Source organism: Streptomyces sp. NPDC025793, from assembly GCF_055558375.1.
In genome coordinates this window covers 691,865-706,821 of sequence record NZ_JBVHMR010000002.1, presented here as the reverse complement: position 1 = coordinate 706,821, position 14,957 = coordinate 691,865, and the positions used below count along the sequence as shown (strand labels likewise).

Sequence of the window (14,957 nt, the reverse complement as noted above, 5' to 3'; positions counted from 1 at the left end):
GCGGCGTGCATTCCGGGCCGGTTGGCCGAAACACGCTCAGCTCTCGGAGCGGTCCTCCGGAGCCTGGTCCGTCACCGGAGCGGACTCCGACGCAGTGGACTTGACCGTGCTGATCGAGGCCGTCGAGCCGTTCGCACCGTTGGTCAGTGCCAGCTCCTTCGGGGAGAGCACCGGCGGGCGGGTGGACGGGGTGCGGCGCGAGGAACCGGTCCACGCGGGCCGCGGCGGGCGCTTGACGATCGGGGCGAAGATCTCGGCGATCTCCTCCTTGCCCAGGGTCTCCTTCTCCAGCAGGTGAAGGACGAGCTGGTCGAGCACGTCGCGGTTCTCGACCAGGATCTCCCAGGCCTCGTTGTGCGCGTTCTCGATGAGCTTCTTGACCTCTTCGTCGACCAGGGCGGCGACCTCTTCCGAGTAGTCGCGCTGGTGAGCCATCTCACGGCCGAGGAAGGGCTCGCTGTTGTCGCCGCCGAACTTGATGGCGCCGAGCCGCTCGGTCATGCCGTACTGCGTGACCATCGCGCGGGCCAGGTTGGTGGCCTTCTCGATGTCGTTCGCGGCGCCGGTGGTCGGGTCGTGGAAGACCAGCTCCTCGGCCGCGCGGCCGCCCAGCATGTAGCCGAGCTGGTCCAGCATCTCGTTGCGCGTGGTCGAGTACTTGTCCTCGTCGGGCAGGACCATCGTGTAACCGAGGGCACGGCCGCGGGACAGGATCGTGATCTTGTGGACCGGGTCGGAGTTCGGCGAGGCCGCCGCGACCAGGGCGTGACCGCCCTCGTGGTACGCGGTGATCTTCTTCTCCTTGTCCGACATGATCCGGGTCCGCTTCTGCGGGCCCGCGACCACGCGGTCGATCGCCTCGTCCAGCGCCTTGTTGTCGATCAGCTTCTGATCGCCGCGGGCGGTGAGCAGCGCGGCCTCGTTCAGCACGTTCGCGAGGTCGGCACCGGTCATGCCCGGGGTGCGGCGGGCGACGGCGGACAGGTCGACGTCAGGCGCGACCGGCTTGCCCTTCTGGTGGACCTTGAGGATCTCCAGACGGCCCTGGAGGTCCGGCGGGTCGACCGCGATCTGCCGGTCGAAGCGGCCGGGGCGCAGCAGCGCCGGGTCCAGGATGTCGGGGCGGTTGGTGGCGGCGATCAGGATGACGCCGCCCTTGACGTCGAAGCCGTCCATCTCGACGAGCAGCTGGTTCAGCGTCTGCTCGCGCTCGTCGTGACCACCGCCGAGGCCGGCGCCGCGGTGGCGGCCGACCGCGTCGATCTCGTCGACGAAGACGATCGCCGGGGCGTTCGCCTTGGCCTGCTCGAACAGGTCACGGACACGGGAGGCACCGACACCGACGAACATCTCGACGAAGTCGGAACCGGAGATCGAGTAGAACGGCACGCCCGCCTCGCCGGCGACGGCGCGCGCGAGCAGCGTCTTGCCGGTACCCGGGCGGCCGTAGAGCAGCACGCCCTTGGGGATCTTGGCGCCGACGGCCTGGAACTTGGCCGGCTCCTGCAGGAACTCCTTGATCTCGTGGAGTTCCTCGACGGCCTCGTCGCAGCCCGCGACATCGGCGAACGTCGTCTTCGGGGTGTCCTTGGTGATGAGCTTGGCCTTGGACTTGCCGAAGTTCATGACCCGGGAGCCGCCGCCCTGCATCTGATTCATCAGGAACAGGAAGACGACCACGATCAGGACGAAGGGCAGCAGGGAGAGCAGGACGCCGACGAACGGGTTCTGCTTGGACGGCGACACGGTGTAGCCGTCCGGGATCTGCTTGCTCTCGTACTTGGTTTGAAGGTTGCTGGCGAGCTGGGTGCCCTGCTGGTCGCCGATGTAGCTCGCTTGGATCTTCGAGCTGCCGTCGACCTTCTGGCCGTCCTTGAGGGTGACCTTGATGGTCTGCTCGTCACCAGTGGTGATCTTGGCCGACTGGACCTTGTCGGCATTGATCGCTGCAACGACCTGGCCGGTGTCCACCGTCTTGTAGCCGCCGGACGAGCCGACGACCTGCATCAACACGACCACGGCAAGGACGGCCAGCACGATCCACATGACCGGCCCACGGAAGTATCGCTTCACGTCCATCCATACGGAGCGGTGCCGCCCCGTCCCTCCTGCCATAGTGAGTTTGATAAGACAGTTCTTCTGACGGTACCCCAGCGTGGCTGTGTCCGAAGCCGCACGAAGCGTTTCGAAACAGCCGGGAGGCCCGTCTCTGCATGCTTCAACGGCGCGGAACCCGCCGGGGTTCCCGATCGTCCTACAAGGCTTGAGCCGAGTGGCTCAGCCGCCGTAGACGTGGGGCGCGAGCGTACCGACGAACGGCAGGTTGCGGTACTTCTCGGCGTAGTCGAGGCCGTAGCCGACGACGAACTCGTTCGGGATGTCGAAGCCGACCCACTCGACGTCGATCGCGACCTTCGCGGCGTCGGGCTTGCGCAGCAGCGTGCACACCTTCAGCGAGGCGGGCTCGCGCGAGCCGAGGTTGTTGATCAGCCAGGACAGGGTCAGCCCGGAGTCGATGATGTCCTCGACGATCAGGACGTGCCGGCCCTTGATGTCGGTGTCGAGGTCCTTGAGGATCCGCACGACACCGGAGGACTGGGTGCCCGCGCCGTAGGAGGACACGGCCATCCAGTCCATGGTGAGGGGCGTGGACAGCGCGCGGGCGAGGTCCGCCATGACCATCACCGCGCCCTTGAGGACGCCGACGATGAGCAGGTCCTTGCCCGCGTACTCCGCGTCGATCTTCGCGGCCAGCTCCGCCAGCTTCGCGTCGATCTCTTCCTTGGTGATGAGCACCTTCTCGAGGTCGGCACCCATGTCTTTCGCGTCCACCCGCATCACTTTCGGTCGTCCCGCACTTCCCGGCGGCCGGCCGCCCGGACCGCCGGAGGGTCGCTCCGCCGGGTGTCGGGATTCAGCCTTGCCGAATCACCAGTCTGCCACCCTGTCGCTGGGCGACGACTTTGCCCGGGAGATTGATGGCTCCCTGGCCGCGCCAGCCGGTGATCAGGCGGTCGACTTCCTCGATGTGACGGGCGAACAGCGCGCCGGCCGGAGCACCGGCCTCGATGGCCGCGCGGCGCAGGATGCGGCGGCGCACGGCGGGCGGCAGGGCGTACAGCTTGGCGCATTCCAGCAGGCCGGCGCCGTCCCGTACGGAACCCTCGGCCTGGCGGGCCCAGCTGTCGAGGGCGTCGGCGTCGTCGCGGGAGAGCTGGGCGGTGCGGGCGAGCGCCTCCACGACGCCCTTGCCGAGGGCCTTCTCCAGGGCGGGCAGACCCTCGTGCCGCAGCCGGGAGCGGGTGTAGGCGGGGTCGGCGTTGTGAGGATCGTCCCAAACGGGCAGGGACTGGACCATGCAGGCCTTGCGGGCGGTCTGCCGGTCGAGCTGGAGGAAGGGCCGCCGGTAGCGGCCGCCGGCCCCCGAGACCGCGGCCATGCCGGACAGGGAGCGGATCCCGGAGCCGCGGGCGAGGCCGAGCAGGACCGTCTCGGCCTGGTCGTCGCGGGTGTGGCCGAGCAGGATCGCGGTGGCGCCGTGGCGTTCGGAGACGGCGTCGAGGGCGGCGTAGCGGGCGTCGCGGGCGGCGGCTTCCGGTCCGCCCTCGCGGCCGACGGTCACGGCGACCGACTCGACCGGGTCGAGGCCGAGGCCGCGCAGGCGCAGGGCGACCTCGTCGGCGCGGAGGTCGGAGCCGGCCTGGAGGCCGTGGTCGACGGTGACGCCGCCGGCGCGGATGCCGAGGCGGGGCGCTTCGAAGGCGAGCGCGGAGGCGAGGGCCATGGAGTCGGCGCCGCCGGAGCACGCGACGAGGACGAGCGGGGAGGGGGGCCGCTCGGCCGTCCGGCCCGGGATCTCGCCCGAGGTCTGGTCATTGAGGATGTCGTGGAGGACGCGGCGGACCGCCAGGCGTATCGCCGCGACCGCAGGATGGGGACCCATGGTCGGTTCCCTTCATGAAGTTGTCGGGGGGTGGGTCCGAGCTCAGTCACTCAGAGTGTGTAGATGGTGACAGAACCGGGAGGTTCCCCGAGCATTGCACGCCTACGCAAGGCTCACGGTCCCTCGGACGGGTGATTGGAGGGGCGTTCGCCTGCCGCAGGCCGAATTCGATTCACGACGCGGCCGTCGCGTTCACGACTCGGCCTTGCGGTGCACCCGCGCGACCCAGTCCGCCGGTTTCGCGATCTCGGCCTTGGTGGGAAGGGTGTTGGGCGAGGTCCACACCCGGTTGAAGCCGTCGGTGCCGACCTGCTCGACGACGGCCCGTACGAACCGTTCGCCGTCCCGGTACTGCCTCAGTTTGGCATCCAGACCGAGCAGCTTGCGCAGGGCGAGATCCAGCCGGGAGGCGCCCTTGGCGCGGCGCTGCTGGAACTTCTCGCGGATCTCGGCCACGGACGGTACGACGCTCGGTCCGACGCCGTCCATGACGTAGTCGGCGTGGCCCTCCAGCAGGGACATCACAGCGGTGAGGCGGCCGAGGATCTCCCGCTGGGCGGGGGTCTGCACCAGCTCGACGAAGGAGCGGCCGCCGTCGTCCTCCTCGCCCTCGGGGCGGCCCCCCGCCAGGGACTGGGCGGCCTCGCGGATGCGCTCCAGGAACGTCATCGGGTCGACGTCGGTCTCCGCCAAGAACGACTGGATTTCGCCCTCAAGATGGTCGCGCAGCCAGGGCACGGCGGTGAACTGCGTGCGGTGGGTCTCCTCGTGCAGGCACACCCACAGGCGGAAGTCGTGTGGTTCGACGTCGAGTTCGCGCTCGACGTGGACGATGTTGGGCGCGACGAGCAGGAGGCGGCCACCGCCGTTCTCGCCGGCCGGCAGCTCGCGGGTGGCCGGGGCGAAGGTCTCGTACTGACCGAGGACCCGGGAGGACAGGAACGACAGCAGCATGCCCAGTTCGACCCCGGTGACCTTGCCGCCGACGGCGCCGAGGACCGCGTTGCCGGGGGTTCCGGAGCGGCGCTCCTGCATTTTCTCCAGGAGCGGTTTGAGGATCTCGCGGAAGCCGGCGACGTTGGCCCGGACCCAGCCGGGGCGGTCGACGACGAGGACCGGCGTGTCGTGGATCTCGCCGGTGCCCATCCGGGTGAAGCCCCGGACGTGCTCCTCCGAGGCCCTCGCGTGCCGTCGCAGCTCCGCGACGACGGTGCGTGCCTCGTCGCGGCTGACGTCGGGGCCCGGTCGCACGAGCCGTGTCGCGGTCGCCACCGCGAGGTTCCAGTCGACCATCCCGGGAGATGTGGTGCCACCGAAGCCAGTCATGTCGTCAACCGTACGTGAGCGTTCCCACTTCGGGCAGGCCGTGTGAACGTGCGGCACGCGCGTGTGCCTAGCCGCATCCGCACCCCGCCAGCGCGGTGGCCGTCCGGTCGAGGGCCGACTGGGCCTCCTCGGGGTTCGTCGTGCCGGCGGCCATGAAGGCGAAGGCCAGGAGGCGGCCGTCGGCGTCGACGACCGTGCCGGCCAGGGTGTTGACGCCGGTCAGGGTGCCCGTCTTGGCGCGTACGACGCCGGCCGCGCCATTGGCGTAACGGCTGGTCAGGGTGCCGGTGAAGCCGGCGATGGGCAGGCCGGTGAGGACGGGGCGCAGGCCGGGGCGGGCCGGGTCGCCGGCTGTGACCAGCAGGCTGGTGAGGAGGTCGGGGGTGAGCCGGTCGTCGCGGTCGAGGCCGCTGCCGTCGTGGAAGGAGGCACCGGCCATCGGCAGGCCCAGCTTCGTCAGCCGCGCGGAGATCGCCTCGGCGCCGCCCTCGAAGCTGCCCGGCTGACCGCTCGTGAGCGCCGTCTGGCGGGCCAGGGTCTCGGCGATGTCGTTGTCGCTGTTGGTCAGCATCCGCTCGACGATGTCGGCCAGCGGGGGCGAGGAGACCGTGGCGAGGGTCTGCGCGCGCGTGGAGGCCTTCGAGGGGCCCGGGGACGAGGTCGTGACGCCCGCGGAGTTCAGGTAGGCCGCGAACTTGGCGGCCGTGTCCTTCGCCGGGTCGCTCACCCGGGGTGCCGGGCCGCCGGCGGAGTCGTCGGTACGGCCCTCGTCGACGGTCAGGGCGCTGACCGGGGCGAGGTTGTCGTTGACGCCGATGGGGTGCAGGGCGGGGCCGGTGAACAGGGTCGTGTCGTAGGAGAGCGTGACCTTGCGGATGCCGCGCCTGTGCAGCGCCTGGGCGGTGTCGGCGGCGAGCCGGCGCAGGCTCGCCCAGATGTCGGCCTCCTTGTGGGCGGTCAGCGTGGGGTCGCCGCCGCCGACCAGGACGAGCTCGCCGGTGTCGGGTTCGAAGGCCGCGCGGGTGGTGAAGCGGTGGTCGGGGCCGAGGGCGGACAGGGCGGCGACCGCGGTGGCGATCTTGGTGGTGGAGGCGGGCGTGAGGGCCTCGGTGTCGGCGCTGCCGTACAGGCGCTTGCCGGTGGTGACGTCGACGACGGCCGCCGCGTGGCTGTCGCCCAGCGCGGGAGCGTCCAGAAGGGGCCCGAGGACGTCCGAGAGGGGCTTTCCGCCCGGGGCGGCCTTCTTGGTGCCCACGGCCTGCGTCGCGGCGTCCAGGCCCACCAGGACGGGCGCGGCGCTCGGCGCGGGCAGCGGCGCCCCGGCGGCCGCGCCGGAACCGCCGTGATCTGCGCCACCTGAGCGGTCCAGAGCGATCGCTCTGTCCCGCTCGGCCGTACGCTGACCGTTGGCGTCCCAGGGGCCGGACACGGTCACCACGCCGGCGGCGAGTGCGAGGCCGGCGGTGGCGGCGCCCGCGGTGTACTGCCAGGTCCTGACGGCTCGCGGACGGGGGAGGTGCGGGGACCGGGCGACAAGGGCCCGGGTCAGCCGCGCGGCCCGCGGCCGTACGGCTGCGAAGGCCCGCGCCAGACGCGGTCGTACGGCGTTCGCAATCCGCTCCACCTGCGGTCCTGCGGCCCGCCACGGCCTCGGCTCCGGCACGACCACCAGCCCCTTTCGCGATCACACACGTGCGTGAGGGACACTTAACCACCAGAACTATGTGCTGATCATGGAGGAGCCACCGGTGGAGTTCGACGTCACGATCGAGATCCCGAAGGGTTCGCGCAACAAGTACGAGGTGGACCACGAGACCGGTCGGATCCGCCTGGACCGTCGCCTCTTCACCTCGACCGCCTACCCGACCGACTACGGCTTCGTCGAGAACACCCTCGGCGAGGACGGCGACCCGCTGGACGCGCTGGTCATCCTGGACGAGCCGACCTTCCCGGGCTGCCTGATCAAGTGCCGCGCGATCGGCATGTTCCGCATGACGGACGAGGCGGGCGGCGACGACAAGCTGCTGTGCGTCCCGGCCACCGACCCGCGTGTGGAGCACCTGCGCGACATCCACCACGTGTCGGAGTTCGACCGCCTGGAGATCCAGCACTTCTTCGAGGTCTACAAGGACCTGGAGCCCGGCAAGTCCGTCGAGGGCGCCAACTGGGTGGGCCGCACCGACGCCGAGGCCGAGATCGAGCGGTCCTACAAGCGCTTCAAGGAGACGGGCGGCCACTGAGCCGGTCCTGTCCCGCTGAAACGGGCCGCACGCGCACGCGTGCGGCCCGTTTGTGTGTCCGCCGCGCAGGCATGCGCATACTGAGGCTTGCAGAAGGGTGTCGTTCAGGGAGCGGTGCGAGGTGACGGAGGCGGAGGACCGCAAGCCCCGGTCGGACGAGGCGCGGTACGACCCGGAGATCACGTCCGAGTTCGCCATTCCCCAGGGCATCGAGGTCCCCGAGGGCAGTGTCGAACCGGAGACGACGTCCGAGTTCGCCGTGCCGGACGGGCTGGCGGTGCCGCAGGCGCCGGGCGCGGAGCCGGAGGGGTCGGCGTTCAGCCTGCCGAGCGCGTACAGCGCCGGTGCGTCGGCCGCGTTCACCCCGGCGTCCGGGATACCGGTCAGCCTGATCAAGGACGCGCCCTGGCAGGACCGGATGCGCACGATGCTGCGCATGCCGGTGGCCGAGCGGCCGGCGCCCGAGCCCGTGCAGCGCCACGAGGAGGAGGGCCCGGCGGTTCCGCGCGTGCTCGACCTGACGCTGCGTATCGGGGAGTTGCTGCTCGCGGGCGGGGAGGGCGCGGAGGACGTGGAGGCCGCGATGTTCGCGGTGTGCCGCTCCTACGGCCTGGACCGCTGCGAGCCGAACGTCACCTTCACGCTGCTGTCGATCTCGCACCAGCCGTCACTGGTGGAGGACCCGGTGACGGCGTCGCGGACGGTGCGGCGGCGGGGCACCGACTACACACGGCTCGCGGCCGTGTTCCGGCTGGTGGACGACCTGACCGACCCGGAGACGCATGTCTCGCTGGAGGAGGCCTACCGGCGCCTCGCCGAGATCCGCCGCAACCGGCACCCCTACTCCGGCTGGGTGCTGACCCTCGCCGGCGGGCTGCTGGCCGGTGCCGCCTCCGTCCTGGTCGGCGGTGACCTGATCGTGTTCGTCGCGGCGGCCCTCGGCGCGATGCTCGGCGACCGGCTGGCCTGGCTGTGCGCGGGGCGCGGACTGCCGGAGTTCTATCAGTTCACGGTCGCCGCGATGCCGCCCGCCGCGATCGGGGTGGCGTTCGCGCTGGCCAACGTCGACGTGAAGGCGTCCGCCGTGGTCACCGGTGGGCTGTTCGCGCTGCTGCCCGGGCGGGCGCTGGTGGCGGGCGTGCAGGACGGCCTGACCGGCTTCTACATCACCGCCTCCGCGCGCCTGCTGGAGGTCATGTACTTCTTCGTCGGCATCGTCACCGGCGTGCTGCTCGTCCTGTACTTCGGCGTGAAGGTCGGCGGCACGCTAAACCCGGACGCGGCGATGATGATCAACGAACGGCCGCTGATCCAGATCGCGGCGTCCATGGTGCTGTCGCTGACCTTCGCGGTCCTGCTCCAGCAGGAACGTTCGACCGTGCTGTGGGTGACCCTCAACGGGGGCGTCGCGTGGTCGGTGTACGGCGCGATGCACTACGTCGGCGGCATCTCGCCGGTGGCCTCCACGGCCGTGGCGGCGGGGCTGGTGGGTCTGTTCGGGCAGTTGCTGTCGCGCTACCGGTTCGCGTCGGCGCTGCCGTACACGACGGCGGCGATCGGGCCGCTGCTGCCCGGTTCGGCGACGTACTTCGGGCTGCTCAGCATCGCCCAGAACCAGGTGGACAAGGGGCTGGTGTCGCTGGCCAAGGCGGCGTCACTCGCCATGGCCATCGCCATCGGGGTCAACCTGGGGTCGGAGATCTCCCGGCTGTTCCTGCGGATCCCCTCCGCCGGGAAGCGCAGGGCCGCCAAGCGGACCAGGGGGTTCTGAGCGGCCTACTGGTTGCGGTAGCCGTCCGGGTAGGGGCTCTGGTCGTACGGGTTCTGGTCGTACGGGTTCTGGTCGTACTGCTGCTGGTCGTACTGCTGCTGGTCGTACTGCTGGTGCCCGTAGTGCTGCCCGTACTGCTGCTGCTGTCCGTGCTGCTGGTACTGCCCCTGGTCGTAGTACTGCTGCTGGTTCCACTCCTGCAGCGGCTGCTGGTACTGCGGCTGCTGGTACTGCTGAGGCTGCTGGTAGGCGTACGGCTCCGGCTCGGTCGGCTCGATGCGGCGGAGCTGGGCCGTCGCGTCCTCCATCACCGGCTGCTGGTGCTGGTACGCGGGCCGGGGCTGCTGCGGGAGGGGCTGCGGCTCGGGGCGGGCGGCAGCCTCCTTCCGGGCCTTGCTCCGCGCGCGCAGGAACTCGATCGCGATCGGGACCACGGAGACGAGGACGATCAGGATCAGGATCGCCTCGATGTTGTTCTTGACGAAGTCGATGTTGCCGAGCCAGGAACCGAGCAGCGTGACGCCCGCGCCCCACAGGGTGCCACCGATGACGTTGAACGTCACGAACGAGCGGTACTTCATGCCGCTGACGCCCGCGATGATCGGCGTGAACGTGCGCACCACGGGCACGAAGCGGGCCAGGACCAGGGACTTCGGGCCGTACTTCTCGAAGAACTCGTGCGCCTTGGTGACGTTCTCCTGCTTGAACAGGCGGGAGTCCGGGCGGTTGAAGAGGGACGGACCGACCTTCTTGCCGAACATGTAGCCCGCCTGGTCGCCGAGTACCGCGGCGAGGCAGATCAGGCCGACGGCGCCCCACAGGGGGAAGTTCATCTGGTGCGAGGTGATCAGCAGGCCGCAGGTGAACAGCAGCGAGTCACCGGGCAGGAAGAACCCGATGAGCAGGCCGGACTCGGCGAAGACGACGAGCAGCAGGCCCCATATGCCGAAGTTGTCCAGCAGGTTGTTGGGATCGAGCCAGCTCGGGCCGAGGGCGAGTGTCATCACGGGTCCGGGCTCCTGAGGGGGTGAAGGCGGTTGCGGCGGCTGAACGGCGTACTTCCCTGCGAGTGCCGCCCAAAGCTATCAACGTGAAGTGACCGCCCCAGGTTCCACCGATGCCTCCAGGATGCACTGTGGGACAACCGAGAGAAAGCTGTGCCTCATGGGACTCGAAGACTACGGCGGCGGCCAGGAGCCGCAGCCGGACGTGCTGGTCGTGACGACGAACGACGTGCCCGGACGCCGGGTGGAGCAGGTGATCGGCGAGGTCTTCGGACTCACCGTGCGCTCGCGCCACCTGGGCAGCCAGATCGGCGCCGGACTGAAGTCGATGATCGGCGGCGAGCTGAAGGGCCTCACCAAGACGCTCGTGCAGACCCGCAACCAGGCCATGGAGCGCCTGGTGGAGCAGGCACGCGCGCGTGGTGCCAACGCCGTGCTCGCGTTCCGGTTCGACGTGACCGAGGCCGCCGACGTGGGCACCGAGGTGTGCGCCTACGGCACCGCGGTGGTCCTCTCCAAGGAGTGACCGCTCCAAGGAGTGACCGCCGCGGTCCCGGCCCGGGAGTGAGCTCGTGCGCCCCCGGGCCGGGACCGGTCAGGAGGTGTGCCGGTCGGCGTTGGCGTCGATCGCGCCCCGCAGATGCTCGGCGAGGCCCGGCCGCACCGCGTCGTAGAAGGCCTTGAAGCGCTCGTCGGAGACGTACATCCCGGCGAAGCACCGGTGCATCTCGTACGGCACCTCGAAGTACCACCGGCCGATGTGCTGCCGGTGCTCCTCGGCGAGGTCCATGGCTGCCTCGCCGGACGGCTCCTCGCCGGCGTCCACCAGGGCGGCGTAGCGCTCCTGCCAGTCGTCGACCTCGGCCTGGATGCGCTTCCAGTCCTCCTTGGTGTACGTGGCGGCCCGGCGCTGGGACTCGGCGTACGCCTCGGTGTCGCCCCAGCGCTGCTCCGCCTCCTCGCGGTACTGCTCGGGGTCCTTGTCCCCGAAGACCTCGAACCGCTCCTCGGGGGTGAGTTGAATGCCCATCGTGCGTGCCTCCATGGCGTGCTCCACGGCCTCGGCCATCTTCTGCAGCTTCTCGATCCGGGCGGTCAGCAGGTCGTGCTGCCGGCGCAGGTGTTCCCGCGGGTCCACCGCCGGATCGTCGAGCAGGGCCGCGACCTCGTCGAGCGGGAAGCCGAGCTCCCGGTAGAACAGGATCTGCTGGAGCCGGTCGAGATCGGCGTCGGTGTAGCGCCGGTGCCCGGCGTGCGTGCGCCCGCCGGGCGCGAGCAGGCCGATCTCGTCGTAATGGTGCAGGGTGCGCACCGTGACCCCGGCGAACCCCGCGACCTGTCCCACGGAGTAGCTCACTTTTCCGCTCCTTGACGTCCTTGTCGTCGGTACGTCCCCACGCTGAGGCCTCACGCGGCGTGAGGTGCAAGCCGGTTCGCGTTCCGGATCACTCCGGACGCTTCATCCGCTTTGACCGTTTTGTTAGTTCCATCCGCTTATGGTGAGCCCGTGGCCCAGGACACCGCGCGGCAGCCGCCCCCGATCGCTTCCACGGCTCCGGCACGGTCCCTGCTGCCGTTCATCCTGCCCGCCGTCGTCGTGGGCGTGGCCGCGGCCCTGGTCTTCGTCGGGGTGAGCGCAGCGGCGGAGAAGCTCCAGCACGTGCTGTGGGGGCCGCTGCCGGACGCGCTCGGGGTGGGCCGCTACTCGGTGCAGTGGATGTTCGTCATGCTCGTGGCGACCGGGATCGCGGTCGGGCTGGTGGTCTGGAAGGTGCCGGGCCACGCCGGCCCCGATCCGGCGACGCTCGGCCTCGACGCCCCGGCCCTGCCGCCGGTCGTGCTGCCGGGCCTGGTGCTGGCGGCCGCGCTGATGCTGGCCGGCGGTCCGAGCCTCGGCCCGGAGAACCCGGTCATCGCCGTGAACGTGGGCCTCGCGGCCTGGCTCGGCACCCGGCTGCTGCCCCGGACGCCGGACTCGCTGTGGCCGGTGCTGGCCGAGTCGGCGACGATCGGCGCGCTGTTCGGCACCCCGGTGGCGGCGGCGCTGGTCATCTCCGAGGCGCTGGCCGGGAAGCCGAACCGGGGGCGGCTGTGGGACAACCTGTTCGCGCCGCTCACGGCCGGCGCGTGCGGGGCCCTGACGGCCTCCCTCGTCTTCCGTCCGACCTTCGACCTGGGACTGCCGCCGCTGCGCCACCTCGACGCGAAGGACGTGCTGGCCGCCGTGGTGATCGCCTCGGCCGCCGCGCTGCTCGGCATGGGCGCCGTGTACGCCTTCCCGTACGTCCACGCGGGCTTTTGGTGGCTGCGGCACCCGATGCTGATGCTGCCGGCGGGCGGGCTCGTGCTGGGCGCGCTGGGGGCGCTGGGCGGTCGTCTGACGCTGTTCAAGGGGCTGGCGGAGGTCGGGGAGCTGGCCCGGAACCCGGCGGGCTGGTCGGCGGGGCAGTTCGCCGTGATGGCGGTGGTGAAGCTGGCGGCGCTGCTGGTCGCCGCGGCCAGCGGCTTCCGTGGCGGCCGTATCTTCCCGGCGGTCTTCATCGGCGCGTCGCTGGGCCTGTGTGCCCATGCGCTCGTTCCGGCCGTGCATCCCTCGGTGGGCGTGGCGACCGGCGTGCTGGGCATGCTCCTGGCTGTCACGCGACAGGGCTGGGTGAGCCTGTTCACCGCCGCCGTCCTGGCGGCCTCGCCCGCGGTCCTCACCCTGCTGTGCGTCGCCTCGCTGCCCGCCTGGCTGCTGGTGACGGGGCGTCCGCAGATGCAGTTGCGGCCGGACGGCACGCCGGTCCGCTGATTCCCCCGATTCCTTCCCGAACTCCCGGAGGCACGTCTCATGGCCCTGCACAAAGGTCCCGAGCAGCATCAGAAGCGCGTGATGTCGGTCAACCCGTTCTTCGGCGAGGCCAATCCGGTCGCGGGGATGACCGAGGCCCCGCCCACGCACCGGCTCCCGGACGGCCCGCTGCCCCCGAACACGGCGTACCAGCTGGTGCACGACGAGCTGATGCTGGACGGCAACTCCCGGCTGAACCTGGCCACGTTCGTCACCACCTGGATGGAGCCGCAGGCCGGGGTGCTGATGGGCGAGTGCCGCGACAAGAACATGATCGACAAGGACGAGTACCCGCGCACGGCCGAGCTGGAACGGCGCTGTGTGGCGATGCTCGCCGACCTGTGGAACGCGCCGGATCCGTCGGCGGCGGTGGGCTGTTCGACGACCGGGTCGAGCGAGGCGTGCATGCTCGCCGGGATGGCGCTGAAGCGGCGCTGGTCACGGCGCAACGCCGACCGCTATCCGGGCGCGCGCCCGAACCTCGTCATGGGCATCAACGTCCAGGTGTGCTGGGAGAAGTTCTGCAACTTCTGGGAGGTGGAGGCCCGGCAGGTCCCGATGGAGGGCGACCGCTTCCATCTGGACCCGCAGGCGGCGGCCGAGCTGTGCGACGAGAACACCATCGGGGTCGTCGGCATCCTCGGCTCGACCTTCGACGGCTCCTACGAGCCGATCGCCGACCTGTGCGCGGCCCTGGACGCCCTCCAGGAGCGCACCGGACTCGACATCCCGGTCCACGTGGACGGCGCCTCCGGCGGCATGGTGGCGCCCTTCCTGGACGAGAACCTGGAGTGGGACTTCCGCCTGCCCCGCGTGGCCTCGATCAACGCCTCCGGGCACAAGTACGGGCTCGTGTACCCCGGCGTCGGCTGGGCGCTGTGGCGGGACGCGGAGGCGCTGCCGGAGGAGCTGGTGTTCCGGGTGAACTACCTGGGCGGCGACATGCCGACCTTCGCGCTCAACTTCTCCCGGCCCGGTGCGCAGGTGGTCGCGCAGTACTACACGTTCCTGCGCCTCGGCCGCGACGGCTACCGGGCGGTGCAGCAGTCGACCCGGGACGTGGCCACCTCGCTGGCCGAACGCATCGGAGAACTGGGTGACTTCAGGCTCCTCACCCACGGGGACGAGCTGCCGGTGTTCGCGCTGACCACGGCCGACGACGTCACGGCGTACGACGTCTTCGACGTCTCCCGGCGGCTGCGCGAGAGCGGCTGGCTGGTGCCCGCGTACACCTTCCCGGCGAACCGCGAGGACCTGTCCGTGCTGCGGGTGGTGTGCCGCAACGGCTTCTCGCACGACCTGGCCGACCTGTTCCTGGACGACCTGACCCGCCTGCTGCCCCAACTGAACCGCCAGCCACACCCGTTGACCCGGGACAAGGCGGCGGCGACCGGGTTCCACCACTAGGTGACGGTCAGGGGCGCAGGGCTCCGCCCCTGACCCCCGCGACGAACGACGCCCACGCGGGCCCCGCGACGACCAGCGCGGGGCCCTCCGGGCGCTTGGAGTCACGGACGGGGACGCCGGAGGGGTGGTGGTCGAGGACTTCGAGGCAGTCACCGGCCTCGGAGTTGCTGTAGGTCGACTTGCGCCAGCCGCTCAGCGGGGCGGCGTTCGGAGTGGTCGGGTCGGTCATGGGCGCAGGGCCCCGCCGCCAACCGCGTGGACGAACGACGCCCACGCGGGCCCCGCGACGACCAGCGCGGGGCCCTCCGGGCGCTTGGAGTCACGGACGGGGACGCCAGAGGGGTGGTGGTCGAGGACTTCGAGGCAGCTGCCGGCGTTGTCATCACTGTGCGACGATTTACGCCAGCCGTTCAGTATGGCCGCGTTCGGAATG

General features: G+C 70.7%; 14 protein-coding genes. 5 read left to right on the top strand and 9 right to left on the bottom strand.

Annotated features, from left to right (window positions below):
- Nucleotides 1–36: 36 nt before the first annotated feature.
- The 5 genes from ftsH to dacB form a co-directional block, all read right to left on the bottom strand.
- A complete protein-coding gene (gene ftsH, locus ACZ4MF_RS07120) occupies nucleotides 37–2,079 on the bottom strand; it encodes an ATP-dependent zinc metalloprotease FtsH (protein ID WP_356029232.1) in 2,043 nt (680 codons plus the stop codon).
- 198 nt (nucleotides 2,080–2,277) lie between these two features.
- Entirely contained in the window at nucleotides 2,278–2,817 is a 540-nt protein-coding gene (hpt, locus tag ACZ4MF_RS07115) for a hypoxanthine phosphoribosyltransferase (RefSeq protein ID WP_356029235.1), read from the bottom strand.
- Nucleotides 2,818–2,914: 97 nt separating this feature from the next.
- Nucleotides 2,915–3,943: a tRNA lysidine(34) synthetase TilS gene (tilS, locus tag ACZ4MF_RS07110; RefSeq protein ID WP_467490550.1), complete on the bottom strand. Its 1,029-nt coding sequence runs from the start codon at nucleotides 3,941–3,943 to the stop codon at nucleotides 2,915–2,917.
- Nucleotides 3,944–4,135: 192 nt separating this feature from the next.
- Entirely contained in the window at nucleotides 4,136–5,269 is a 1,134-nt protein-coding gene (locus ACZ4MF_RS07105; RefSeq protein ID WP_467490548.1) for a zinc-dependent metalloprotease, read from the bottom strand.
- A gap of 67 nt (nucleotides 5,270–5,336) precedes the next feature.
- Nucleotides 5,337–6,893 carry a D-alanyl-D-alanine carboxypeptidase/D-alanyl-D-alanine endopeptidase gene (gene dacB / locus ACZ4MF_RS07100; RefSeq protein WP_467490546.1) on the bottom strand — a complete coding sequence of 519 codons (1,557 nt, stop codon included), beginning with the start codon at nucleotides 6,891–6,893 and terminating at the stop codon, nucleotides 5,337–5,339.
- A 124-nt stretch (nucleotides 6,894–7,017) separates the two neighbouring features.
- Here dacB and ACZ4MF_RS07095 point away from each other — a divergent pair, with 124 nt between their 5' ends.
- Both ACZ4MF_RS07095 and ACZ4MF_RS07090 read left to right on the top strand, forming a co-directional pair.
- Nucleotides 7,018–7,509, top strand: coding sequence for an inorganic diphosphatase (locus ACZ4MF_RS07095; protein ID WP_018547987.1), 492 nt, complete (start codon nucleotides 7,018–7,020; stop codon nucleotides 7,507–7,509).
- A 121-nt stretch (nucleotides 7,510–7,630) separates the two neighbouring features.
- Complete coding sequence (locus tag ACZ4MF_RS07090) at nucleotides 7,631–9,280, top strand: threonine/serine exporter family protein (RefSeq protein WP_467490544.1); 1,650 nt, start codon at nucleotides 7,631–7,633, stop codon at nucleotides 9,278–9,280.
- Between the two features lie 5 nt (nucleotides 9,281–9,285).
- Here the strand turns inward: ACZ4MF_RS07090 and ACZ4MF_RS07085 are convergent, their stop codons facing one another.
- Complete coding sequence (locus ACZ4MF_RS07085; RefSeq protein ID WP_467490542.1) at nucleotides 9,286–10,287, bottom strand: DedA family protein; 1,002 nt, start codon at nucleotides 10,285–10,287, stop codon at nucleotides 9,286–9,288.
- A 157-nt stretch (nucleotides 10,288–10,444) separates the two neighbouring features.
- Here ACZ4MF_RS07085 and ACZ4MF_RS07080 point away from each other — a divergent pair, with 157 nt between their 5' ends.
- Nucleotides 10,445–10,810: a YbjQ family protein gene (locus tag ACZ4MF_RS07080; protein WP_467490540.1), complete on the top strand. Its 366-nt coding sequence runs from the start codon at nucleotides 10,445–10,447 to the stop codon at nucleotides 10,808–10,810.
- A gap of 69 nt (nucleotides 10,811–10,879) precedes the next feature.
- On the opposite strand, the gene ACZ4MF_RS07075 is transcribed toward ACZ4MF_RS07080, so the two are convergent.
- The gene (locus tag ACZ4MF_RS07075; protein WP_467490538.1) at nucleotides 10,880–11,641 is read right to left on the bottom strand and encodes a MerR family transcriptional regulator; all 762 of its coding nucleotides are present in this window, start codon (nucleotides 11,639–11,641) and stop codon (nucleotides 10,880–10,882) included.
- Nucleotides 11,642–11,791: 150 nt separating this feature from the next.
- Between ACZ4MF_RS07075 and ACZ4MF_RS07070 the strand changes: the two genes are divergently transcribed.
- On the top strand, nucleotides 11,792–13,078 hold the full coding sequence (locus tag ACZ4MF_RS07070; protein ID WP_467490536.1) for an ion channel protein: 1,287 nt from the start codon (nucleotides 11,792–11,794) through the stop codon (nucleotides 13,076–13,078).
- Nucleotides 13,079–13,117: 39 nt separating this feature from the next.
- The gene (locus ACZ4MF_RS07065) at nucleotides 13,118–14,524 is read left to right on the top strand and encodes a glutamate decarboxylase (RefSeq protein WP_467490534.1); all 1,407 of its coding nucleotides are present in this window, start codon (nucleotides 13,118–13,120) and stop codon (nucleotides 14,522–14,524) included.
- Nucleotides 14,525–14,531: 7 nt separating this feature from the next.
- Here the strand turns inward: ACZ4MF_RS07065 and ACZ4MF_RS07060 are convergent, their stop codons facing one another.
- Together ACZ4MF_RS07060 and ACZ4MF_RS07055 are read right to left on the bottom strand one after the other, a co-directional pair.
- Nucleotides 14,532–14,753 (bottom strand): DUF397 domain-containing protein, encoded by a 222-nt coding sequence (locus ACZ4MF_RS07060; RefSeq protein ID WP_467490532.1) that lies wholly within the window; start codon nucleotides 14,751–14,753, stop codon nucleotides 14,532–14,534.
- Nucleotides 14,750–14,956 carry a DUF397 domain-containing protein gene (locus ACZ4MF_RS07055; protein WP_467490530.1) on the bottom strand — a complete coding sequence of 69 codons (207 nt, stop codon included), beginning with the start codon at nucleotides 14,954–14,956 and terminating at the stop codon, nucleotides 14,750–14,752. The genes ACZ4MF_RS07060 and ACZ4MF_RS07055 overlap by 4 nt, the downstream gene beginning before the upstream one ends.
- Nucleotide 14,957 lies beyond the last annotated feature (1 nt).

What these genes read in the sequence shown, in the direction of transcription:
- ftsH (WP_356029232.1), bottom strand. Translation starts at nt 2,079, where the DNA reads ATGGACGTGAAGCGATACTTCCGTGGGCCGGTCATGTGGATCGTGCTG.
- hpt (WP_356029235.1), bottom strand. Translation starts at nt 2,817, where the DNA reads ATGGGTGCCGACCTCGAGAAGGTGCTCATCACCAAGGAAGAGATCGAC.
- tilS (WP_467490550.1), bottom strand. Translation starts at nt 3,943, where the DNA reads ATGGGTCCCCATCCTGCGGTCGCGGCGATACGCCTGGCGGTCCGCCGC.
- ACZ4MF_RS07105 (WP_467490548.1), bottom strand. Translation starts at nt 5,269, where the DNA reads ATGACTGGCTTCGGTGGCACCACATCTCCCGGGATGGTCGACTGGAAC.
- ACZ4MF_RS07080 (WP_467490540.1), top strand. Translation starts at nt 10,445, where the DNA reads ATGGGACTCGAAGACTACGGCGGCGGCCAGGAGCCGCAGCCGGACGTG.
- ACZ4MF_RS07065 (WP_467490534.1), top strand. Translation starts at nt 13,118, where the DNA reads ATGGCCCTGCACAAAGGTCCCGAGCAGCATCAGAAGCGCGTGATGTCG.
- ACZ4MF_RS07060 (WP_467490532.1), bottom strand. Translation starts at nt 14,753, where the DNA reads ATGACCGACCCGACCACTCCGAACGCCGCCCCGCTGAGCGGCTGGCGC.